This is a genomic window from Pseudomonas putida (assembly GCA_041071465.1).
GTDB classification, from domain to species: domain Bacteria; phylum Pseudomonadota; class Gammaproteobacteria; order Pseudomonadales; family Pseudomonadaceae; genus Aquipseudomonas; species Aquipseudomonas putida_P.
Genome location: CP163498.1, coordinates 4,096,756 through 4,119,363 on the forward strand (window position 1 = coordinate 4,096,756; position 22,608 = coordinate 4,119,363).

Consider the following 22,608-nt stretch of genomic DNA (forward strand, 5'->3'; position numbering starts at 1 on the left):
GTCGACCTTATCAACAGCCTCACCGGTACCGGTGACCGCTAAACTTTGCTCTAACCGTAGATTAACTATTGCCTGTCTGTTGCTTCAGCCAGTGTTGCACGACGCCAAGCGACTCAGGCTGCTGCAGCTTGCGTGGCCACACCAGATAGAACGACTTGTCGAGCCTGAGCTGCTGAGCGAAGACTTGAATCAGCCTGCCGGCGACGATGTCATCACTGACGAACGCCAGGCTGGCCAACGCAATGCCCTGGCCACTGATGGCCGCATCAATGGCCAATGAGGTCTGATTGAACCGCAGGTTCTTGGCGGTCGGTTGCACGTGTTGCGGAAACACTGCAGCAAGGAACTGAGGCCAGAAGTTATGGGCATCGTGGAGCATGATGAAATCTTGCAGTTGCTCGAAGCTGGCGGGGACTTGGCTGCCCTCGAATAACGCAGGGCTGGCCACTGCGACGATGCGATCCTCCATCAACAGTTCGCTGTTCAGGCCTGCGCCGATTTCGGGCTTGCCATAGCGGACGGCGATATCCACGCCATCGGTGTTGAAGTGGGACAGTCGATCTGTAGCCAGCACACGTAAATCGATGTCCGGGTGGCTTTGCGCAAAACTGCCCAGCCTGGGAATAAGCCATTTGGAGGCAAAGGTCGGGGTAACGCTGACCGTAAGGTGCGCTGATTGTGGCCGCAGCAGGCGTGTCGCCTCATCGATCATGGCCAGGGCACTGCGGATGCTGCCGCTGTAACCCAGCCCTGCATCGGTCAGTGCCAGGCCCCGGGGCAGGCGCTCGAACAGGCGAAGGTTCAGGCTTGCCTCCAGCCCGCGTATCTGTTGTGCAACTGCCGCCTGGGTCACGCCCAATTCTTCGGCGGCCAGGCGGAAGTTAAGGTGGCGGGCGACCACTTCAAACACGCGTAGCGCATTAAGCGAGGGCAATTCAGGGAAACCGTTTGGCATGACGTTGGCAATGGCCGGGCTGGAAAAATTCATTGCCGAGGCTACTCCCTGAGCACCTTTAAAGAAACCCGCGCCAGCGCCTTCAATTCAAGCTCCTGAACCTCAAGCGCTCTTTTCGCGGCAGCGGTTTTTCATCGTGCAGCTTGACTCGTGAAATTTTTAGTGTAATTTTTCATGAAAAATAAACATAAAAATTTCACGGCAGTCCGAAACGATGAAGATGCACGAAGAGGTTGAAGCCCTCGCGATCCTTATTCACGACCTGCGCAAATTCAAGAACCTGACCTTGGGTGAACTGGCCGAGCGCATCAACCGCTCTGTCGGTTTTCTCTCCCAGGTCGAACGCGGTGTTTCACGCCCGACCGTGGCGGACCTCACCGCTATCAGCGAAGCGCTCGGCGTATCCACCGCGTACTTCTACAACCTGAGCAAGCCCCGCAGCATCGGCTGGGTCACGCGCCCCCATGAGCGGCGCACGCTGTACCTGGAGTCGGGCATTACCGACGTGCTGGCCTCGCCGACCATCGCCGGCGCGTTCGCCATGCTCGACAGCCATCTCGAGCCCGGCGCCACCAGTGGCGAGGACTACCTGAGCGATCGTTCCGAGCAGGGCTGCTTCGTGCTCGAAGGCGAGCTCACGGTATGGCTGGACCAGGGTGACGCCGTGACCCTGCAAGCCAACGACTGCTTCCAGCTGCAACCCCACGCGCAATTCCGTTACGCCAACCTGACGGAAAAGACCACCCGTGTGCTCTGGGTCTTCAATTGAATTCGTTCACCTCACAAGGATAAGAAGATGAGTGTCATCTTTCCGGATCTGCTGGCTGAAGTGCGCTCGTTCCGAGCAGAACACCCGGCAATACGCTATGTCGACTTGATTGCACTGGATATCCCCGGGCATTTCTATGGCAAGCGCTACCCCATCGACATGCTGGAGAAAGTCGCAGCCGGTGCGCCTTTGAAACTGCCGCAGAACTGCGTGCTGCTGGGCACCCAGGGTGGGCTCTACCCGATTGGTGACTACTGCTTCGCCGACGGCGACCCGGATGCCGCGCGGCGCCTGGTACCGGGCACCCTCAAGCCGGTGCGCTGGGAAAAGGAAGTGATCGCCCAGATGCTCATCACCTCCGACGGCACTGCCAAGCCGATCGAGTTCGAACCCCGAGAAGTGCTGGCTCGCGTGCTTCAGCGCCTGGCCAAGCGTGGTATCCGCCCGGTGGTGGCGTTCGAACTGGAGTTCTACCTGTTCGACCGCAAGCTCGATAACGGCCTGCCGCAGTACCCGCGCGACACGGCAACCGGGGACGAAGACGACCAACCGAACATGCACATCGAGCGGCTGTCGCGCTTCTCGTCGGTGCTGCACGAGATGGTCGATGGCGCCAACGAGCAGGGCGTGCCGGCGAACGTGATCACCGCTGAGCTAGGCCCCGGCCAGTTCGAAATCAACTTCTCCCACAGCGACGATGCCCTGAGCGCGGCGGACTGGTCGGCGCTGTTCTGCCGCAGTACCCGGGGTATCGCGATGAAGCACGGCTACCGTGCCAGCTTCATGAGCAAGCCGTACCTGGACGCGCCAGGCAGCGGCATGCATGTGCATGTCAGCCTGTACGACGACGCCGGCAACAACATCCTGGCCGGTGCCGAGCAGCGCAAGCTGCGTCATGCGGTGGCAGGGTGCCTGGAGCTGCTGCCGCACTGCATGCCGATCTTTGCCCCCAACCACAATGCCTACCGCCGTTATGGCGCGATGGTCAACGCGGCGAGCAAGGCCAGCTGGGGCTTCGAGGACCGTGATGCGTGCATTCGCATCCCGGAATCCGACCCGCGCAACCTGCGCATCGAGCACCGCCTCGCGGGCGCCGATGCCAACCCGTATCTGGTGCTGGCGGCCATCCTGACCGGGATGGAGCATGGCCTGGACCGTGGCGTGGAACCCATTGCGCCGTTGAACGACAACCGCCAGAGCGGCATCGACTTCCCCAAGGATGCCCTCAGCGCTCTGGCCGCCATGCGTCACCACCCGGTGGTCAACGAAGGCCTGGGCAGTGAGTTCGTGATGGTTTATTGCGAAAACAAATACCAGGAGCAACTGGACTTCATGCGCCACATCGATGCCCGCGAATACCGCTGGTTCCTTTGACTGCTGCGGTCCGAACAGACGCTTTTTCAACGTTTGAATACCACGCGCAATACCGATTTGCCGGAGGAAGATATGCCACGTGTGCCCGTTATTGGCATTACCGCATGCACCAGCATGATTGAGCAGCATGCCACCCAGACCATCGCCGAGAAGTACGCACGCGCGGCCGCCAAAGCGGCGTGTGGGCTGCCCATCGTGATCCCCAGCCTCGGTGACCTGATGGACAGCGCCGATATTCTCGACGTGGTGGATGGGCTGATCTTCACCGGTTCGCCGTCCAACATCGAGCCGTTTCACTACAACGGCCCGGCCAGTGCGGTAGGCACCCATCATGACCCTTTGCGTGATGCCACCACGTTGCCGCTGATGCGTGCGGCCATCGCCGCCGGTGTGCCTGTACTTGGCATTTGCCGTGGCTTTCAGGAAATGAACGTGGCGTTGGGTGGCACCCTGTACCAGAAGGTCCACGAGGCTGGGGTGTTCATGGATCACCGCGAAGGCAAGGGCGAGCCCATCGAAAAGCAGTATGGCCCGCGTCACACCATGCATGTGGAACCCGGTGGCCTGCTCGACCGCATGGGCTTGCCGGCGATCTTCGACGTCAATTCCATCCACGGCCAGGGCATTGATGTACTGGCCCCGGGGCTACGGGTGGAAGCATTGGCACCAGATGGCCTGGTGGAGGCGATTTCGGTCGAGAACAGCAAGGGGTTTGCCCTGGCCGTGCAATGGCACCCGGAGTTCCAGGTCATGGACAACCCGCAGTACCTGGCCATCTTCCAGTCATTCGGCAAGGCCTGCCGGCAGCGCTCGGTGCTGCGCCAGAGGCTGTTGCTGTCCGCCTGAACAGCCACCTTGCCCACCTACGAAAATACCCGCGCAGCACCGCTGCGCAACTTGATGGAGTGAAGTCAATGAGTGAACAGAATTCGCAGACCCAGGCCTGGCAAGCGCTGAGCCGCGACCACCACCTGGCCCCGTTCAGCGATGTCAAACAACTGGCCGAGAAAGGCCCGCGCATTATCACCTCGGCCAAGGGCGTGTACCTCTGGGACAGTGAAGGTAACAAGATTCTCGATGGCATGGCGGGCCTGTGGTGCGTGGCGGTCGGCTATGGTCGCGACGAGCTGGCCGAGGTCGCCAGCCAGCAGATGAAGCAGCTGCCTTACTACAACCTGTTCTTCCAGACTGCCCACCCGCCTGCGCTGGAGCTGGCCAAGGCAATCGCCGATGTGGCGCCGCAAGGCATGAACCACGTGTTCTTCACAGGCTCCGGCTCCGAAGGCAACGACACCGTACTGCGCATGGTTCGCCATTACTGGGCGTTGAAGGGCAAGAAAAACAAGAACGTCATCATCGGCCGCATCAACGGTTACCACGGCTCTACCGTGGCGGGCGCGGCCCTGGGCGGCATGAGCGGTATGCACCAGCAGGGCGGGGTGATCCCGGATATCGTGCACATCCCGCAGCCCTACTGGTTCGGTGAAGGCGGCGACATGACCGAGGCCGACTTCGGCGTGTGGGCGGCCGAGCAGTTGGAGAAGAAGATCCTCGAAGTTGGCGTGGACAACGTTGCCGCCTTCATCGCCGAGCCGATCCAGGGCGCCGGCGGTGTGATCATCCCGCCGCAGACCTACTGGCCGAAGGTCAAGGAAATCCTGGCCAGGTACGACATCCTCTTCGTCGCCGACGAAGTCATTTGCGGTTTCGGCCGTACCGGTGAGTGGTTCGGTACTGACTACTACGACCTCAAGCCCGACCTGATGACCATCGCCAAGGGCCTGACCTCCGGTTACATCCCCATGGGCGGAGTGATCGTGCGTGACGAAGTGGCCAAGGTCATCAGCGAAGGCGGCGACTTCAACCACGGCTTCACCTATTCCGGCCACCCGGTAGCGGCTGCGGTGGGCCTGGAGAACCTGCGCATTCTGCGCGACGAGCAGATCATCCAGCAGGTGCACGATAAAACCGCACCTTATCTGCAGCAACGCCTGCGCGAACTGGCCGACCACCCGCTGGTAGGCGAAGTCCGCGGCTTGGGCATGCTCGGTGCGATCGAGCTGGTGAAGGACAAGGCCACCCGCGCCCGTTATGAAGGCAAAGGTGTCGGCATGATCTGCCGCCAGCACTGCTTCGACAACGGCCTGATCATGCGCGCCGTGGGCGACACCATGATCATCGCGCCACCGCTGGTGATCAGTGTCGAAGAGATCGACGAGCTGGTGCAGAAGGCTCGCAAGTGCCTGGACCTGACGTACGAAGCTGTTCGGTAAGAAAGGGGCTGCTTCGCATCCCATCGCCGGCAAGCCAGCTCCCACAGGGTTGAGACATGCATTGCAACTGTGGGCGCTGGCTTGGCTGACAGCCAGCGAACCCTGAAGCATTTTGCTTTGTGAGATGAATCATGTACTTTTCAGGGCATTCATCACCCATCCGAAAGTCGCGATTCAACTATGAAAGTGCACGAAGAAATCGAAGGCCTGGCAGTACTGATTCGCGACCTGCGCAAATTCAAAGGCCTGACATTGGGCGAGCTGGCCCAGCGCATCGGCCGTTCGGTAGGCTTTCTGTCCCAGGTCGAACGCGGCGTATCGCGCCCGACCGTGGCCGACCTCACTGCCATCAGCGAAGAGCTCGGTGTCTCGACCGCCTACTTCTACAAGCTGGACAAACCCCGCGAGCTCGACTGGGTCACCCGCCCTCACGAGCGCCGCACGCTGCATCTGGCCGGCGGCATCACCGATGTGCTGGCATCCCCCACGATAACGGGGGCGTTCTCCATGCTCGATAGCCATTTGCAGCCGGGGGCCAGCAGTGGCGAAGAGTACCTGGACGACAGCTCGGAGCAAGGCTGCTTCGTGCTCGAAGGCGAACTGACCGTCTGGCTGGACGGCGGTGAGCCGGTCACGCTGCGCGCCAGTGACAGTTTTCAGTTGCAACCCCATGCCAGTTTTCGTTACGCCAACCTCACCGACAAGCCCACGCGCGTGCTTTGGGTGTTCAGCTGAGGGGCTTGTGCGTCGCATCCGGCTGGCCGGGAAAGTTGGCCTGCAAGCAATATGCTGGCTGCATGGGGTATCCTTATGCCACGCAAACAACTTCGAAGCAGTGAATGAACGATGGGTTTTGAACAACTAGCTGAGCTACGTGACCGCCTGCGGGCGGAAAAAGGGCAGACCAAGGCCGATAGCCCGAAACCGCCCAAGCGCAAGTCGCCCGCGCAGGCGAAGCCGCGTGAGCAGGACCCGGCGGTGGCAGCGATTTGGCCTCTGCAGAAGCATTTTCCCTTGGCTTTCCCGGTCAATCCTGCCCCCAAGGTGCCGCTCAAGGAGGGCATTTTCAAGGATGCCGAGCAACACTTGGAGCTGCTTGGGTTAACCCGTGAGCAGCTGAAACTGGGCATTTCTACGTGGTGCCGGGGTGCTCGATACTGGGCAAGCATGGTGGAAGATGCACCGCGTCTGGACCTGAACGGGCAGGCAGCTGGCGTTGTGACCGCCGCCCAGGCACTGCATGCGAAGCAGCAAGCCTCGCGGCAACGTAGCCAGGACCGCCGCAACCGGGCGAAGTCCAAAGCGCAGTCGCAGTCGCAGTCGCAGACCTCTGCCGCCGACACCGCAGCAGTGCAGACTACCGACTGAATTAAGTCGCGCGTTGCCCTGTCGCCACGCTGGAGGGCAGCCCCTTGCGGGGCTGCCGCCTGCGTTAGGTGTGTGGCAACTTACCTTCAGATCAAAAATCCTGGATTTACCCTGTTCCGGCCCGCCACGCACACTGCGTGTTCGGTCCAATCACTCAGGGTTTCTCATGGTTTTCGAGGGTGAACGCAATAGGGTCGTGTCAAAGCCCCTGTTCAGCCTTTCTTATTTTGTTGGTGTATTCGGGTTCCCGTTCCTTGCCGGCAAAATCATCATCGACAAAGGTTTGTCGATGATGCTGTTGATCCTGCTGGGGGTATCCGTGCTCAATTGGTCGATTACGCTCGGACGGCTGGTGTGGCGCAAGGGCAACTTGCACAACGCCATGGCGTAGACCTCACTCGATCAACTCAAGCCATGGCCAGCGCTCCCGGTAGCTGGCAGCTTTTGCCTTGAACAAGTCGGGGCGTGGATTCAGTTCGTTCATCCTCAAAAGGTTGTTCTGCAAGTCTTCCAGGCCATGGGTGCTGTACAACGAGCCCGTGAGCACATCGACGCCCAGGCAGGTCGAGCGGATCAGGTAGCGGTCAATGCCATCGGTAACCTTGTGCAATGCCGAGTAGGTGCCGCCGAATTTCGCTTGGTACCACAGGTGAACGCGGGCCTGATTGCGCACTTCGACGTTGACGCCCAGGTGCGCACACGCCTGCTGAACCTTGGCGATAACCCGGTCTTCTGCTTCCCAGGACAAGTCGGTGTCGAAATAGGCGATGTCGTAGTCCTTGATACCCCACGCGACAGGCCGCCCGGCGCGTTGGTTCCAGAAGGTCTGGAACAGCGCGCCGGCCGTTAGCATGCAGTGAGGCATATCCAGCGTTGGCAAGATGGCCAGCAGTGCCCGGTTTATCGGGTTTTCCTGGATGGTCGCCAGAACCTGTTCATCAGTCAGTGAATACATGGGTGTCGTCCTTGAAGGCTGCTTGCCAAGGAGCGAGTTTACCCTGTGATAGTGGGCACATCCGCGAAGCATGCGATGCACGCAAGCAGCAGCTCCAGTGCTAGGCATCCACCCTCTGCCCCTTGTGCGCCTGGCGCCATTGTTTGGGGCTGACATCGAACCAGCGGCGAAACGCCCGCGAGAACGCGCTGATTTCCGAGTACCCCAGCAGCAATGCCAACTCGGAAATCGGCAGCGCCGACTGCTGCAGGTAATAGGTCGCCAGCTCCTGGCGCACGGTGTCGACCAGGGTCGAAAAACTCAGCCCCTGCTCCTGCAGGCGGCGTTGCACGGTCCAGCTGGGCAGGCGCAATTGCTCGGCTACCTGCTCCAGGCTCGGGTAGCCGTCGCCCAACAGGGCGCGAACCTGGGTTTTCACATCATCGACAATGCCTGGGCGGTTGAGCGTGCCGGCCTGGCCGCGGAGCAGGTGCATGCTTTCGATGACGATGGCCAGCAAGCGTGGGTCGCGGCCGGGCATTGGCCGGTCGAGCACGCTGCGGCGAAACACCAGCGCATTGCGCTGCTGACCAAACAGCACCGGGGCGTCGAACACTTTGCAGTGCTCATGCCAGGCCTCGGGTTGCGGGTGCTCGAACAACACCTTTTCGGGTGCCCAGTTTTGCCCCAGCGCATGGCGCATCAGGTTGAAGAACATGCCCAGCGACAGTTCGGCGTCCTGCCGCTTGCGCAGGATGGCGCCGTATTGCACCTGGTAGTCCAGGCGGTAGAACTCGCCCATTTCCTCCAGCCGCAACAGGCTGCTCTGCTGGTGCACCGGGAAGGTGTTGACCACGTTGCGCAGGGCATCGCCCAAGGTGGCAGAGCACATGCCCACGTAGCCGAGCAGCCCGAGCGCGTCGGGCTTGAACTGCTGGCCGAAGCGCAGGCCGAAGTTGTCATTGCCGGTTTGCCGAGCCGCCTCCTCGAATACCTGGCAGTACTGGTTCAGGTCCAGGGTGAGGGTAGGGTGCTCCAGGCGCTCGCTGTCGATGCCGGCGCGCCCCAGGATGCGTTCGGCATCGCCACCTTGCTGGCCGATGAAGCCGACCAGGCCGGTCGCCGCCGAGGCCAGAATGCCTATCGAGTTGCCAGGCGGGGCACTCGCTGGTTGGCGCGAGCCTGTATGGATAACGTGCACGAAGCTTCCTCCTCGGTCGTTTACCGGCTGTTGCTGGGTAAATGAAGGAGCAATTTTCATTCCACGCCGGGCCAACGGCCGTACGCCAGCCTGTCGACCGCTCAAGGGCAACTCATTGCGGCGCTGCCGGGGGCCCTCATGGCGCAGGCTGCGCACCAGCACGGTGCGTAGCCTTTGGTTACAAAACTGTTTCGATCATGCCCGTGCGAGTGCGCCCACCGGCCGCTCCTGCAAGTAACGCTGGCACAGGCCCACGGTCTGCTCGACCCATTGCGGGCCCAGGCACTCCACTTGTGGCGTGCCGCGGTGGGTGCCGGTCCAGGCCAGCAGTTGCAGACGCCGCTGCATGATCAGCGTCGGCAGCATGGCGATGTCGCTGGCATCCAGGCTGGCCACGCTGCTGTAACCCGCCAGCCAGTTGTCGATCCACTGCGGCAGGTCGGGGTGGTGTTCGAAGAAGCTCAGGGCCGCTGCCAGGTCGTGCAGGTACCAGCCCATGCCGCAGTCGTCGAAGTCGATGATGCGGGTGCGATCACCTTGCACCAGCAGGTTGGTCAGGCGTAGGTCAGCGTGGATAAGGCCAAAGCGTGATGGGTCTTCGCCATAGCCGGCCAGGCGCGCGCCGATCACCTGTACCGCTTCGCTGATCAAGGCGCTGCCCCGGGCATCCAGGTAGGGCGCTTCGCGCCAGCTGCCCCAGTGGCCGTGCTCACCCAGCATGCTTTGGTGGTTCCAGGTCAGCCGTTGAAAATTGTCGGGGCGTTGCCAACTGCGGGCGTGGCGATGCAGGTGGGCATTGATGGCGCCAAGCCGGCGGAACGAAGCATTCAACTGTTGCTGGTCGGGCTCGCCGCCCTCTATCCAATGAAACAGCACCACGTAACGATGGCCAAGGCCGGGCAGCTCGACCCTTTGAATCGCTTCGCCGTCCACCCCGGCGATGGGCACTGGTACCTCCAGGCCGGCCTGCTCCAGCGCGGCCAGCCAGGCCAGTTCACTGGCGATGTCGGCGTGTTGGTGATAGCCGGCGCGGTGCACACGCATCACATACCGTTGCCGCAAGCCCCGTACCCGATACGTGGCGTTCTCGGAGTGCACCAGCAACTCGATCTGGCCCTGGTAGGTATCGGCATAGCCAGCCAGCGCGTGTTGGGCGAAACGTTCAAGCACGGCAGGGCTGGTGTGAGATGTGTGATCGTTGGTCATCAGGCACGCTCCGTTGGCAGGGGTCTGGCTGCCAGCATGAGTCGAGCCCCGCGCCACTGGCTTGACCGCAAACCGCGAAATCTTGACCACACGCCACAAGCCGCCTGGGCCGCTTCGAGAATTTGATCCTGCAGCCCTCAACTTGTGCCCTGCGGTCAAGTCGCCACCTGCCGGCCGGCCCACCATCGGCCCCCATCACTGGCGTAAACAGCGGATCGAGGGCTAGAGCATGCTGACTTCACTACAAGGCAAAAGCGTATTGGTCACCGGCGGTACCAGCGGTATCGGCCTGGGCATCGCCGTCGGCTTCGCCCGCCAGGGCGCCAAGGTGGCGATCAGTGGCCGGCACCGGGACAAGGTTGAGGCTGTCGCCAGCCGCTTGCGTGATCAAGGCCTGGCCGTCATCGGCCTGGTGGCCGATGTGGGTGACCGCGCGCAGGTGCTGCGGATGATCGAAGAGGTGGCGCAGGCCCAGGGCGGGCTCGATGTACTGTGCGCCAATGCCGGGGTCTTCCCCTCTGCCGCACTGGCCGAGATGAGCGATACCGACTGGGACAAGGTGCTCGGCACCAATGCCAAAGGCACCTTCCTCTGCGTGCAGGCGGCGCTGCCGTATTTGCGCAGGGCCGAGTACGGCCGGGTGATCCTGACCTCGTCCATCACCGGGCCAGTCACCGGCTTTCCAGGCTGGGCGCACTACGGCGCGAGCAAGGCAGCGCAGCTGGGTTTCATGCGTACCGCAGCGATCGAGCTGGCCCGCGATGGCATCACCATCAATGCCCTGCTGCCAGGCAACATCGTTACCGAAGGCTTGCAGGGCATGGGCGAGGACTACCAGGCCAGCATGGCCGCGTCCATTCCGCTCAAGCGCCTCGGCCAGGTCGAGGACATTGCCAATGCCGCGTTGTTCTTTGCTTCCAGAGAGGCCGGCTACATCACTGGGCAAAGCCTGATCATCGATGGTGGGCAGATCCTGCCCGAGTCCCTGCAAGCACTGGCCTGACCCTTTTCCACCAAAACCATAAAAGCACGGAGTGGATCCTGATGAGCGAGACCTACAGCGGTGAACTGGAGCGCCGGCTTGACAGCCAGGCACAGCCCCATGAGGTGCAGCGCCTGCGCAAGAATGCAGTGGGCTTGATGGGTGTGCTGTTCATGACGGTTGCCACTGCGGCGCCGATCACCGCCATGCTTGGCAACGTGCCGATCGCCATCGGCAGCGGCAATGGTCAGTACGCGCCGGCGGGCTACCTGGTGGCCACGATCATCCTGGCGCTGTTCGCCATTGGCTATGCACAGATGGCCAAGTACATCACCGCCACAGGGGCGTTCTACGGCTTCATTTCCCATGGCTTGGGCCGGGTGGTGGGCATGGCCTCGGGGCTTGCCGTAACGCTGACCTACATCGTTTTCGAAGCGGCGTTGGTGGGCATTTTCGCCTTCTTCTGTGAAGACCTGCTGGCCAGTGTCGTCGGCCTGCATGTGCCATGGATCGTGTTTGCCCTGGCCATGCTATTGGCCAACGGCGTGCTCAGCTACTTCGACATCTCCCTCACTGCCAAGGTGCTGGGGCTGTGCCTGGTGCTGGAGATCCTGATGCTGGGGCTGATGGCCTTTGCCGTGCTGTTCCACGGCGGTGGGCCGCAGGGCATGGCGGTGGAGTCGATCAACCCGCTCAACGCCTTCCGGCCAGCCGAGGGGGTGATAGGTGCGAACGCTGGCATCGGCCTGTTCTTCGCCTTCTGGTCCTGGGTGGGTTTCGAGTCCTCGGCCATGTACGGCGAGGAATCACGCAACCCGAAAAAGATCATCCCCTTGGCGACGCTGCTCGCGGTGATCGGCATCGGCGTGTTCTATGTGTTCGTCTCGTGGATGGCCATCGCCGGTTCCGGCCCTGCCGAAGCCATTCGCCTGGCGCAGGACCCGGCCAGTGCCGCCGAGGTGTTCTACGGGCCGACCCGCCTGTACCTGGGCGAGTGGGCCGTGAGCCTGTTCAAGCTGTTGGTGGTGACCGGCTCGTTTGCCTGCGGCATGGCCTTCCATAACTGTGCCGCGCGCTACCTCTATGCCCTGGGCCGGGAGAACCTGTTCGTGTTCCTAGGCCGCACCGTTGGCCGTACTCATGCCCGCCATGGCTCGCCGCATGTAGCCTCGACCGTGCAAAGCGTGATCGCCACGCTGATCGTGCTGGCGTTCCTGCTCACCGGTAAAGACCCGTATGCCGACTTGTATGCCTTGCTGGCAATCCTCGGCACCATGGGCATTCTGATCGTCCAGGCGCTGTGCGCCTTCGCCGTGATCTGCTACTTCCATGTCGGCACCCAACGCCGTGCCCAGGCCCATTGGTTCAAGACCTTCCTCGCGCCCCTGCTGGGCGGCATCGGCATGCTGTACGTGGTTTACCTGCTGTTCGCCAACCTCAGCTTCGCCGCTGGCAGCGCGGCCGAATCGCTGTTGTTCCGGCTGATCCCGTGGATCGTCGCCGCCAGCTTCGCGTTGGGTGGCTCGATCGCCTTGTACTTCCGTTACTTCGACCGCCGCAAGTACCACATCATCGGCAGCATCGTCATGGACGACGCCCGCCAGGACACCTGAGGAGACCGACCATGTTGAAAGTAAATGCCTTCCAGCCCGAGCAGGCTGCTGCCCTGGATGCCGCCGAGCGCCGCCTGATCGAGCGCCGCCAACGCCTGCTGGGGCCGGCCTACCAGCTGTTCTACGACAACCCGCTGCACCTGGTGCGCGGCGCGGGTACGTGGCTGTACGACACGGCAGGGCGGGCCTACCTCGACCTGTACAACAACGTCGCCTCGGTGGGCCATAGCCACCCTCGTGTGGTCGAAGCCCTGGCCGGGCAGGCGGCTGCGCTCAATACCCATACCCGCTACCTGCATGAAGGCGTACTCGATTATGCCGAGAAGCTGCTGGCGACCATGCCGGCGCAGTTGGGCAACGTGATGTTCACCTGCACCGGCAGTGAGGCCAATGACCTGGCCCTGCGCATTGCCCGGGACTACACCGGGGGCACAGGCGTGATCGTTACCCGCTATGCCTACCACGGTATGACGGCGGCCATCGCCGAGCTGTCGCCGTCGGTGGGCGACTACGTGCCGCTGGGCCGTGATATCCGCGTGGTCGACGCCCCGTTGCACCTGCCGCACGCCCCGCACCAGGTTGGCCAGCAGTTCGCCGCCCAGGTGCGTGCTGCGCTGGCCGACATGCAGCGTCATGGCATCCGCCCGGCTGCGTTGTTGGTCGACACGTTGTTCACCAGCGATGGCGTGTTCGCCGACCCTGCCGGCTTTCTTGTCGAAGCGGTGGAGGCGGTGCGCGCTGCGGGTGGCCTGTTCATCGCCGACGAGGTGCAGCCAGGTTTTGGCCGCACCGGCACGCACATGTGGGGCTTCCAGCGCCATGGCCTGGTGCCCGACCTGGTGACCATGGGCAAACCGATGGGCAATGGTCACCCGCTGGCAGGTTTGACGGTGCGCCCTGAAATCCTGGAACGCTTCGGCCGCAACGCCAGTTACTTCAACACGTTTGGCGGCAACCCGGTGTCTGCGGCCGTGGGCCTGGCAGTGCTGCAAGTGATCGAGGACGAAGGCCTGCAGGAGAATGCCCGGCAGGTGGGGGGCCAACTGAAGGAGGGCCTGGAGGGCCTTGCACGCGAGCATGCCTGCCTTGGCCAGGTACGTGGCGCGGGGTTGTTCATTGGGGTGGATGTGGTAGCGCCGTCGGGCGCTGCCGATGGCGCCACGGCGCGGCGTATCGTCAACCTGCTACGGGAAGAAGGCATGCTGATCGGCGTGTCGGGGGCCGACAACAATGCCCTGAAGATCCGCCCGCAGTTGTGCTTCTCGGCGCAGAACGTCGAGCAGTTCCTCAGCGCCTTGCAGCGTGTGCTGCACCAGCTGTGACGGTGTGACCCCGGTTGTACGCGCGCCCCGCCAAGGTTTGCCTTGGCGGGGTTTGTTTTTTCAGCCTGGTCAGTGCCCGGTGGCAGCCTTGCGTCCCTGGGCGGCGTCATAGCAACCTGCCTGTTCGAACACCGCGCGCACTTCATCCAGCACGGCCGGGTCTTCGATGGTCGCAGGCATGGCCACTTCGGGGTTGGCGGCCAGGCTGCGCAGGGTCTTGCGCAGAATCTTGCCAGAGCGGGTCTTGGGCAGGCGCTTGAGGATGAACACCCGCCGTAGCGAAGCGACAGCGCCGACCGCATCGCGCACCCTGGCGACCAGTTCGCGTTCCAGCAGCGCCGGGTCGGGCTGCTGGCCGTGCTTGAGCACCACGAACCCCACCGGCACCTCGCCCTTGAGCTCCTCGGCCAGTGCCACCACCGCGCACTCGGCAACGGCCGGGTGCTCGCCCAGGGCTTCTTCCAGGCTACCGCTGGACAGCCGGTGCCCGGCCACGTTGATCACATCGTCCACCCGGCCCATGACGAACAGGTAGCCGTCTTCGTCCAGGTAGCCGCCGTCGCCGCTGCAATAGTAGCCGGGGAAGCTGCTCAGGTAGCTGTCGGCAAAGCGCTGCGGGTCGCCCCACAGGGTGGTCAGGGTGCCGGGCGGCAATGGCAGGCGCAGGGCGATGTTGCCCGGCTGGTTGCAGGGGACAGGCTGGCCTTCGTCGTCCAGAATGTCCAGCCGGTAGCCCGGCATCGGTACGCTGGCCGAGCCGGTCTTCATCGGCAAGTCATCCAGCCCGCGCGGGTTGCCGGCAATCGCCCAGCCGGTCTCGGTCTGCCACCAGTGGTCGACAACCGGGCAGGGCAGAAACCCCTGCAGCCATTGGCTGGTTGGCGGGTCCAGGCGCTCGCCGGCCACGTACACGGCCTTCAGGCAGGACAAGTCGCGACCGGCGGCCAGCTGTACCTGCGGGTCTTCGCGCTTGATGGCGCGGAAGGCAGTGGGGGCAGTGAAGAACACATTCACCTGGTGTTCGGCGATCACCCGCCAGAACGCCCCGGCGTCGGGCGTGCGCACCGGCTTGCCCTCGTACAGCAAGGTGGTGCAGCCACGGATCAGCGGGGCATAGACGATGTACGAATGGCCCACGACCCAGCCGATGTCCGAGGCGGCCCAGAACACCTCGCCGGGGTGTGCGTCGTACAGGGCCTGCATGCTGAAGTTGAGCGCCACGGCATGCCCGCCGTGGTCACGCACTACTCCTTTGGGTTTACCCGTGGTGCCCGAGGTATAGAGGATGTACAGCGGGTCAGTGGCATTCACTGGCACCGCAGGTACGGCTTCGGCTTGGGCCTGCAGTTGTTGCCAGTCGTGCTCGCGGGGGCCGTGCAACGGGGCCAGGGCCTGTTCGCGTTGCTCGATCACCAGGTGCGGGCTATGCCCGTTGGCCAGTTGCAGGGCCTGGTCGAGCAGCGGCTTGTAGGGCACCACCCGGTCGTACTCGATGCCGCAGCTGGCGCTGAGCAGCACCTTGGGCTGGGCATCGCGGATTCGCACCGCCAGCTCGGCGGCGGAGAAACCGCCAAACACCACCGAATGCACGGCACCCAACCGCGCACAGGCCAGCATGCCGACGAGCGCCTGGGGGATCATCGGCATGTAGATGATCACTCGGTCACCACGCCCCACCCCAAGGGCGCGCAGCATACCGGCGCACCGGGCCACGCGCGCTTGCAGCTGCTGGTAGCTGATGCGCTCCTGCACGCCTGTGGCGGGTGAGTCGTAAAGGATGGCGCAGCGCTCGCCTGCGCCATCCGCGACGTGGCGGTCCACGGCCAAGTGGCAGGTGTTCAGTTGGCCATCGGCGAACCAGCGGCCGCTGCCATCAGCCTGGGCAGTGAAGATCTGTTGCGGAAAGCGATGCCAGTCCAGTGCGGCGGCCTGTTCGCGCCAGAAACCTTCGGGGTCGTCGGCAGCGCGGGCATAGGCCTGCAGGTAGCTAGTCATGGGGTTCTCCTGGTTGCTGTTATTGTTTTACCGGCCTTGCGGCCTGCTGTAATCCTCCCAGTCAGCGCGGAGAGTCGCTTGACCATCGGGCACAATTAATTGACCGCCGAGCGCTTGGCTGGCGCCTTCTGGCGTGCTGTTGCAGGGGCAACAGTGGTTTTACAGTCTGCTGTCTGCCATGCACTCGGACAGCAGGTGAACTTCGTGCAACTTGTTGATATTTTTGGGTTTGTCGATTGGCACGGTTGCTGCTCCTGTCTCCTCGAACCCCAAGGACTCTCAAGGAGCCTCCCCATGAGCCACGCCCCAATCAAGTTCGCCTACTGGGTCCCCAATGTCAGCGGTGGCCTGGTGGTCAGCACCATCGAGCAGCGCACCAGCTGGGACATCGACTACAACCGCAAGCTTGCGCAAATTGCTGAAAAGGCCGGCTTCGACTACGCCCTGTCGCAAATCCGTTTCACAGCCGGTTACGGCGCCGACAACCAGCATGAGTCGGTCACCATCAGCCACGCGCTGCTGGCTGCCACAGAAAAACTCAAGGTTATCGCCGCCATCCTTCCAGGCCCCTGGAACCCGGCGCTGGCGGCCAAGCAGCTGGCCAGCATCGACCACTTCACCCATGGCCGTATCGCCATCAACGTGGTCTCGGGCTGGTTCAAGGGCGAGTTCCATGCCATCGGTGAGCCTTGGCTGGACCACGACGAGCGCTATCGCCGTTCCGAAGAGTTCATCCGCGCGCTGAAGGGCATCTGGACCCAGGACAACTTCACCTTCAACGGCGACTTCTACCGCTTTCGCAACTACAACCTCAAACCCAAGCCGCTGCAGCAGCCACACCCGGAGATTTTCCAGGGTGGTAGCTCGCGTGCTGCGCGGGACATGGCGGCGCGCGTGTCGGACTGGTACTTCACCAACGGCAACAGCGTCGAGGGGATCAAGGCCCAGGTCGACGATATCCGCGCCAAGGCGGCGGCCAACGGCCACTCGGTAAAGATCGGGGTCAATGCCTTCCTCATCGCCCGCGACACCGAGGAACAGGCGCGCGCAGTGCTGCAGGAAATTATCGACAAGGCCAACCCCGAAGCGGTGCGGGCGTTCGGTCAGGAAGTGAAGCATGCGGGGTCGGCCAGCCCGGAGGGCGAGGGTAACTGGGCCAAGTCCAGCTTCGAGGACCTGGTGCAGTACAACGATGGTTTCAAGACCAACCTGATCGGCACGCCTCGGCAGATTGCCGAGCGAATCGTTGCTCTGAAGGCGGTGGGCGTCGACCTGATCCTTTCCGGGTTCCTGCATTTTCAGGAAGAAGTGGCGTATTTCGGTGAGCACGTGCTGCCATTGGTGCGCGAGCTGGAAGCCACGCACGGCGCGGAAAAAGCGGTGGCCTGAAGCCGGGGCAGGGCGGCCTTGGCACCCTGCCAGTATTGTCGGATTGTCGTGCAGGGGTTAGGTTTGCCGGCTCACTTCAAGGAAGACAACCCCATGAAACGGACCTTACCGCTGCTGTTCGCCTGCGCGATTTTCCCCCTGCAAGCCTGGTCGGCGCTTGAAGTCGGCCAGTTCACCCTGGGCATGCCCAAGCCCCAGGTCCTCGCCATTCTGCAGCAGCAGTTCGGTGAGGTAGAGCAATTCACCGGCTATCACTATCAGGTGCCTACCGAGTTTTTTCAGGGGGCCGGCCCGAAGGGAAATTACAACCTCGGCGGTATACCCGTCTCGAAAGTGAAGGCGTCCTTCAACGAGGCCGACCAGCTTCGCCAGGTGCAGGTGCAGTTGGACACCACCGACGAGGCGCGGGTCCAGCAGCTGTTACCGATGACCAAGGACGCCAAGCGGGTGCCGCGTTCCGGTGGCCGGCTAGAAGCGTTTTCCGCAGACGGTGAGTTGGTTTACTGGGTGTCCAAAGACTGGGGCTGGACAGTGGTGACCATCGCCGACAAGGCCAGCTCGGCGAACAACATCAAGGCGCGGGCCAAGAGCGATGAGACCTTTGCCCAGCTCAATCGCAAGTTCGACAAGCTGATTGAAACGGCCAAGGCGGTGGAGGGGAAGGGCACGCCTTGAACTTTTGTGGGCATTGCTTTGTGTCGCGATGGGCTGCGTAGCAGCCCTCGTTGACCGTCAATACCGCTGCAGGTGCTCGGCGAACGTAGCCCCCTGATAGCGCTCACGGAACAACCCACGCTCCACCAGTCGCGGCACCACCTCATCCAGAAAGCTGTACACCGAGCCAAACGAGCCTCCTGGCGCGGCGATAAAGCCATCCATTACCCCTGCCTCAGCCCAGTCGGCAATCTCGGCCACGGCATCATCGACCGTGCCGATCACCTGCCAGTGCGCCGCCGACAGCACTTCCGGGCGCATCAGCAGTTCTTCTGGCAATAGCGACTCGCGCTCGATCAGCCGGCGCAGCAGGCTTACATGGGTGCGGCTGGCACCGGGCAGCAACTGTAGCGGCGGCAGGTCGGCCGCTTGAATGCGCCGGTCGCTCGGCCAGTTGGTCAGGTCGATGCCGATCATCTTCTCGATAGCAGCAAACTTGCGCGGCTTGTCCACCTGGGCGTGGGTGTCCATGAACAGCTCGCGGGCCTGCTGACGGGTGGGCGCCAGGTACAGACTCAGGCCTGGCAGCAGGCGAATGTCATCGGCCTGGCGACCATGCTTTTGCGCACGGCGCGACAGATCGCGGCGCAGGTCGGCGGCGGCGGCCTGGTCGGGGGTAGGGGCAAACACGATGTCCGCGACACGGGCGGCAAAGTCGCGGCCGCTGTCGGATGCACCCGCCTGGATCAGTGGAATGCGCGCCCCCTGTTCGGGCAAGTTCAGTGGGCCCTGCACCTGCAGGAAGTCACCTTGGTGGTTGATCGGCAGGACCTGCGCCGGGTCGGCATACATCCCGTTCTCGCGGTCGATGCGCAGGGCCTGCTGCGGGAAGCTGCGCCATAGCCGCTGGACCACTTCGGTGAACTCGGCGGCGCGGGCGTAGCGTTGTTCTGCGCAGGGCATGGCCGCCAGGCCGAAGTTTTCGTGGCCCTGCAAGGCTGTGACGATGTTCCAGCCAACCCGGCCCTGGCTCAGCCAGTTCAGCGACTGTAGCTGACGCGCGACCAGGTAGGGCGGGAAGAAAGTGGTCGAGACCGTGGACACCAGGCCAATATGGTGGGTCTCGCGGGTAAGCGCGGCCAGTAGCACGGTGGGGTCGAGGCTGGTAAAGCCCGAGCCACTTGCCAGGGCATCGGCGACTACGCAACTGACATCAGGGCGGAACACGAAGTCCAGGTGCGCGGCTTCCGAGCGGCGCGCGATGTCCATGGCGAAATCGCTGCCGAACAGGGTTTCGACGCGGCTGTCGACGCGCCGCCAGCCCTCGCCGCTGAGCCAGGTGGGGGCGAGCGACATGCCGATGTGCAGGCCTTTTTTCAATTTCATCAGGGTCTCCGGTTGCTGGCTGTTGCGGGTTGGGGCCGCGAAGCGGCCCGGTTGACATCAGAAGGCGCCTTTGACACCCACTCCCACGGTACGCGGCTCGGTCATGCTCGCTTCGATACCGCCTATCCCCGGTTGGTTTGCATATAGGTAGGGGTGCGTTCGTCGAACACGTTTTTCACGTAGGTGTACACCTGCACCTGGTCGCTGAAGCGGTAGCTCACGCGCGCGTCGGCCACGGTGTAGCCGTCGATGGCATAGCTTTTGGTGTTGGCAACGTCCGAGTAGTAACCGTCGATGTGCCGCACCTGGGCATTGAGGTTGACGCGGTCAGTGATGTCCCAGCTCGGGCCGAAGCTGACGGTGTAACCGGGCGAACGGGCAAATTCGTTGCCGGCATAGCGGTTGTTGGCGTCGATTTCGTCGATGCGGGTTTGCAGGGCACCCGCGCTGGCCTTGAGGGTCAGGTTATCCAGCACGCGGTAGTCCGCCGACAGCTCGAAGCCATAGGCATGGGCCTTCTCGGCGTTGATGGTGTAGGACTGGGTCAGGCCCGAGGCCAGCACCACCGGGATGTTGTACTGGGCATCTTGCATGTCCATGTAGAACAGGTTGGCGTTCAGGTGCAGGCGGTCGTCCAGCAGGCTGGCGCGGGCGAACAGCTCGTAGTTCCACATGCGCTCATCGTCGAACGCCTCGAAGCGCTTGCTGCTTAGGTTGAGCGACACACCACCCGGGTTGTAGCCGCGGCTGACCATGCCGCCGACGGTCCACTGCGGGGTCAGGGCGTAGGCCAAAGACACCTTGGGTAGGAGCGCGGTGAAGGTCTTGTCGTAGTCCAGCCCATTGGCGGCGAACGGCGAAGTGCCGCTGCGCTGGATCTGGTCCTGCTGCAGGCGCAGGGCAGTGGTGAGCGTCCAGCGGTCATTGAGGCGGTAGCTGACCTCACCGAATACGCCCAGGTTGCGCTTGGTGTCGTCGAAGTCCGAGATGCCGCCGTAATACAGGATTTCGTCCGAGTCGGTGCGCGCCAGGTACAGGCCAGCCATACCGCTGAGGGTGTCCTGTTGCTCGCCGAAGGTGATGCGGCTTTCGTTGGAGAAGTTTTTCTGGCGAATGTCGGCATCTCCGCCGTTCGCCACGCCAATCACCCGATGCACGTTGGACAGCGAATACTGGGTCTGGTTGAACAGCTTCATGCCGTTGTCCAGTTCGTAATCCACGTCGACGATGTGCGTGTTGCTCTGTTGGTGCCAGCTGGGCATGGTGGCGCCGGTGTGGTCCAGCTTGTGGAACGGCCGCGAGGCTGCTTCCTGGGTGGGGCGATTGGAGTCGCCGTGGGCGAAGGTGTACTTCAGACCCAGGCCGGGCACCGCATCAGGCAGCCACAGCAGCTTGCCACGCAGGTTCAGGGCGCGGAAATCCTGGTCGGTGTTGTGGCTGGCAAACGAGGGGTTGGTGTAGTCGATGAAGGTGTCGCGCGCTGCATAGTCCAGTGCCAGGCGCCCGGCCAGGTTGTCGCTCAGTGGGCCGGAGACTGCCAGCGAAGAGCGCCGTGAGTGGTAGCTGCCGATCTCGGCCTGGTAGGCCGCCTCCGGGGTGAAGGTCGGGTCCTTGGTCTTGACCACGATGGCGCCGGCAATGGCGTTGGCACCCTGGCTGGTGGTCTGCGGGCCGCGGTACACCTCGATGCTGTCCACGTCCCACACCGATGGCGCGCCAAAGTACATCTCGTTGTAGTTCAGGTAGTGCCCGTCAAGGTTGATGGTGGCGCGCGGCACAGTACCGCCCCAGAACACGTTGGCGCCGTTGTTCGGCCCCTGGGTGTCCTGGCCGCGAATGATCGGCGCGCCCACCGTGTCGGTGTAGATCACATTGGGGACGTCGTTGAGCACTTCGTGTACCGAGGCATTGCCGGTCTTGAGGCTGTCGATTTCGCTGGCGCTTTTCACCGACACCGACGAAGCGGTGTTGCGCAGGTCACGTTCGACCTTTTCGCCGCTGACCAGCACGGGGGTGAGCACCAGCTGCGAGCTGCCGGCAGTGGTGGGCTGGTCGGCCAGGGCGTGGGGGGCTGCGAGCAGGGTAGACAGGGTCAGCACACCGAATCCATGGCTGAACGAGCGTTGCGCAGGGTACTTCAAGACAACCTCCAAATGAGAACGATCCTCGTTTGCGCTGCAAGGTATCACGGTGCCATTGCGTTCCGCAATAAAGAATCTATTCCTCAGAGTGGTATGCTGATGCTTGGCCTAGCCGGCGTGCGCGCCAGGCCGGGGCCGCTGGCGGTATGATGGGCAGCCGCGCTTGCCGGCCACCCTAGTGATGCCTGGCGGAAAAACCAGAAATGAGGAGATAGCCCCGTTGAACACTTTCAGTCCCCCGCCGACACGGAGCCGGAGAGCCCGGGCGAGAAGCGTTCCGGCACCATTCAGTCGGTGTCTATCGCTGCGCGGTTCCTGAATGTACTGGCCAATGCGGAGAATGAACTGAGCCTGGGTGAGGTGGCCCGGCGCACAGGCACCGGCGGTTCCACGGCGCACCGCTACCTGCAGAGCCTGGTCAAGGAGGGGCTGGCCAAGCAGGACCCGGCCAGTGCGCTGTATGACCTGGGCCCGGCCGCGCTCAGCATCGGTATCGGCGCCCTCAAGCGTGTGGATGCCGTGGAAATTGCCGCCCAGCACATGAAGGGGCTGGCCCAGCGGCATGCCGCCAGCGGCGGGGTGGCGATCTGGACCGACCGGGGCCCGACACTGGTGCGTTGGTACCGCAGCGCTTACTTCTCGATCAACCCCCTGGCTCTGGGCGATATCCTGCCGATCGACAACACGGCCTGCGGGCTGATTTTCCAGGCGTTCCTGCCCAAAGCTACCATCGAGGCGGCGCGCAAGCTGCAGCCGGCGCATTTTCGTGGCACCCCGCCCAGTGCCAAAGTGCTGGAGCAGATCCGCCAGCATTGCTGGGCCGAATTGACCAGCCACTTGCTGTCCAGCGTGACCGGGCAAGCGGCGCCGGTGTTCGATGCGCAGCAGGAGATTGTTTGTGTGATGACTACGGTGACCGACCTGGGGCAGTTGCGTACACCGGAGGATCGCCAGGCGTTGTTCCATGAGGCAGGGTTGGTCAACCAGGCGACCGGTGGGCGCATGCTGGGTGCGCCGGCGCCGGTGCTGCCGGCATGAGCGCAGGT

18 protein-coding genes and 2 pseudogenes are annotated in these 22,608 nt (G+C 63.0%); 13 read left to right on the forward strand and 7 right to left on the reverse strand.

The features are described from left to right. Nucleotides 1-61: 61 nt before the first annotated feature. Nucleotides 62-955, reverse strand: coding sequence for a LysR substrate-binding domain-containing protein (locus tag AB5975_18890; protein ID XDR22993.1), 894 nt, complete (start codon nucleotides 953-955; stop codon nucleotides 62-64). Between the two features lie 214 nt (nucleotides 956-1,169). On the opposite strand from AB5975_18890, the gene AB5975_18895 reads away from it, so the two are divergent. From AB5975_18895 to AB5975_18925, 7 genes and pseudogenes are all read left to right on the forward strand, one after another. Further along, entirely contained in the window at nucleotides 1,170-1,724 is a 555-nt protein-coding gene (locus AB5975_18895) for a helix-turn-helix domain-containing protein (GenBank protein ID XDR18674.1), read from the forward strand. Nucleotides 1,725-1,751: 27 nt separating this feature from the next. Beyond that, nucleotides 1,752-3,098 carry a glutamine synthetase family protein gene (locus AB5975_18900; protein ID XDR18675.1) on the forward strand — a complete coding sequence of 449 codons (1,347 nt, stop codon included), beginning with the start codon at nucleotides 1,752-1,754 and terminating at the stop codon, nucleotides 3,096-3,098. 72 nt (nucleotides 3,099-3,170) lie between these two features. Further along, complete coding sequence (locus AB5975_18905) at nucleotides 3,171-3,944, forward strand: gamma-glutamyl-gamma-aminobutyrate hydrolase family protein (GenBank protein XDR18676.1); 774 nt, start codon at nucleotides 3,171-3,173, stop codon at nucleotides 3,942-3,944. A 68-nt stretch (nucleotides 3,945-4,012) separates the two neighbouring features. Beyond that, nucleotides 4,013-5,371 carry an aspartate aminotransferase family protein gene (locus AB5975_18910; protein ID XDR18677.1) on the forward strand — a complete coding sequence of 453 codons (1,359 nt, stop codon included), beginning with the start codon at nucleotides 4,013-4,015 and terminating at the stop codon, nucleotides 5,369-5,371. A gap of 180 nt (nucleotides 5,372-5,551) precedes the next feature. Next, complete coding sequence (locus tag AB5975_18915; protein XDR18678.1) at nucleotides 5,552-6,106, forward strand: helix-turn-helix domain-containing protein; 555 nt, start codon at nucleotides 5,552-5,554, stop codon at nucleotides 6,104-6,106. Nucleotides 6,107-6,217: 111 nt separating this feature from the next. Then, a complete protein-coding gene (locus tag AB5975_18920) occupies nucleotides 6,218-6,739 on the forward strand; it encodes a ProQ/FinO family protein (protein XDR18679.1) in 522 nt (173 codons plus the stop codon). A gap of 208 nt (nucleotides 6,740-6,947) precedes the next feature. After that, nucleotides 6,948-7,130, forward strand: a pseudogene (locus AB5975_18925) (MFS transporter). Between the two features lie 3 nt (nucleotides 7,131-7,133). Here the strand turns inward: AB5975_18925 and AB5975_18930 are convergent. From AB5975_18930 to AB5975_18940, 3 genes are all read right to left on the reverse strand, one after another. Further along, the gene (locus AB5975_18930) at nucleotides 7,134-7,694 is read right to left on the reverse strand and encodes a nucleotidyltransferase family protein (protein ID XDR18680.1); all 561 of its coding nucleotides are present in this window, start codon (nucleotides 7,692-7,694) and stop codon (nucleotides 7,134-7,136) included. 100 nt (nucleotides 7,695-7,794) lie between these two features. Continuing rightward, entirely contained in the window at nucleotides 7,795-8,874 is a 1,080-nt protein-coding gene (locus AB5975_18935; protein XDR18681.1) for an AraC family transcriptional regulator, read from the reverse strand. A 195-nt stretch (nucleotides 8,875-9,069) separates the two neighbouring features. Next, on the reverse strand, nucleotides 9,070-10,080 hold the full coding sequence (locus AB5975_18940) for a phosphotransferase enzyme family protein (GenBank protein XDR18682.1): 1,011 nt from the start codon (nucleotides 10,078-10,080) through the stop codon (nucleotides 9,070-9,072). A 229-nt stretch (nucleotides 10,081-10,309) separates the two neighbouring features. Here AB5975_18940 and fabG point away from each other — a divergent pair, with 229 nt between their 5' ends. The 3 genes from fabG to AB5975_18955 are packed head-to-tail and all read left to right on the forward strand — an operon-like array spanning nucleotide 10,310 to nucleotide 13,997. Further along, complete coding sequence (gene fabG / locus AB5975_18945) at nucleotides 10,310-11,083, forward strand: 3-oxoacyl-ACP reductase FabG (protein XDR18683.1); 774 nt, start codon at nucleotides 10,310-10,312, stop codon at nucleotides 11,081-11,083. A 41-nt stretch (nucleotides 11,084-11,124) separates the two neighbouring features. Continuing rightward, on the forward strand, nucleotides 11,125-12,675 hold the full coding sequence (locus tag AB5975_18950) for an APC family permease (GenBank protein XDR18684.1): 1,551 nt from the start codon (nucleotides 11,125-11,127) through the stop codon (nucleotides 12,673-12,675). Nucleotides 12,676-12,686: 11 nt separating this feature from the next. After that, the gene (locus tag AB5975_18955) at nucleotides 12,687-13,997 is read left to right on the forward strand and encodes an aspartate aminotransferase family protein (GenBank protein XDR18685.1); all 1,311 of its coding nucleotides are present in this window, start codon (nucleotides 12,687-12,689) and stop codon (nucleotides 13,995-13,997) included. 69 nt (nucleotides 13,998-14,066) lie between these two features. On the opposite strand, the gene AB5975_18960 is transcribed toward AB5975_18955, so the two are convergent. Next, complete coding sequence (locus tag AB5975_18960; GenBank protein ID XDR18686.1) at nucleotides 14,067-15,992, reverse strand: AMP-binding protein; 1,926 nt, start codon at nucleotides 15,990-15,992, stop codon at nucleotides 14,067-14,069. Nucleotides 15,993-16,286: 294 nt separating this feature from the next. Here AB5975_18960 and sfnG point away from each other — a divergent pair, with 294 nt between their 5' ends. Both sfnG and AB5975_18970 read left to right on the forward strand, forming a co-directional pair. Further along, the gene (sfnG, locus tag AB5975_18965; protein ID XDR18687.1) at nucleotides 16,287-17,381 is read left to right on the forward strand and encodes a dimethylsulfone monooxygenase SfnG; all 1,095 of its coding nucleotides are present in this window, start codon (nucleotides 16,287-16,289) and stop codon (nucleotides 17,379-17,381) included. A gap of 93 nt (nucleotides 17,382-17,474) precedes the next feature. Beyond that, nucleotides 17,475-18,056 carry a hypothetical protein gene (locus AB5975_18970; protein ID XDR18688.1) on the forward strand — a complete coding sequence of 194 codons (582 nt, stop codon included), beginning with the start codon at nucleotides 17,475-17,477 and terminating at the stop codon, nucleotides 18,054-18,056. 57 nt (nucleotides 18,057-18,113) lie between these two features. On the opposite strand, the gene AB5975_18975 is transcribed toward AB5975_18970, so the two are convergent. Both AB5975_18975 and AB5975_18980 read right to left on the reverse strand, forming a co-directional pair. Further along, on the reverse strand, nucleotides 18,114-19,421 hold the full coding sequence (locus AB5975_18975) for an NtaA/DmoA family FMN-dependent monooxygenase (GenBank protein ID XDR18689.1): 1,308 nt from the start codon (nucleotides 19,419-19,421) through the stop codon (nucleotides 18,114-18,116). 57 nt (nucleotides 19,422-19,478) lie between these two features. After that, nucleotides 19,479-21,562 (reverse strand): annotated as a pseudogene (locus tag AB5975_18980) (TonB-dependent receptor). A gap of 285 nt (nucleotides 21,563-21,847) precedes the next feature. Here AB5975_18980 and AB5975_18985 point away from each other — a divergent pair. Continuing rightward, entirely contained in the window at nucleotides 21,848-22,600 is a 753-nt protein-coding gene (locus AB5975_18985) for an IclR family transcriptional regulator (protein XDR22994.1), read from the forward strand. Nucleotides 22,601-22,608: the final 8 nt, after the last annotated feature.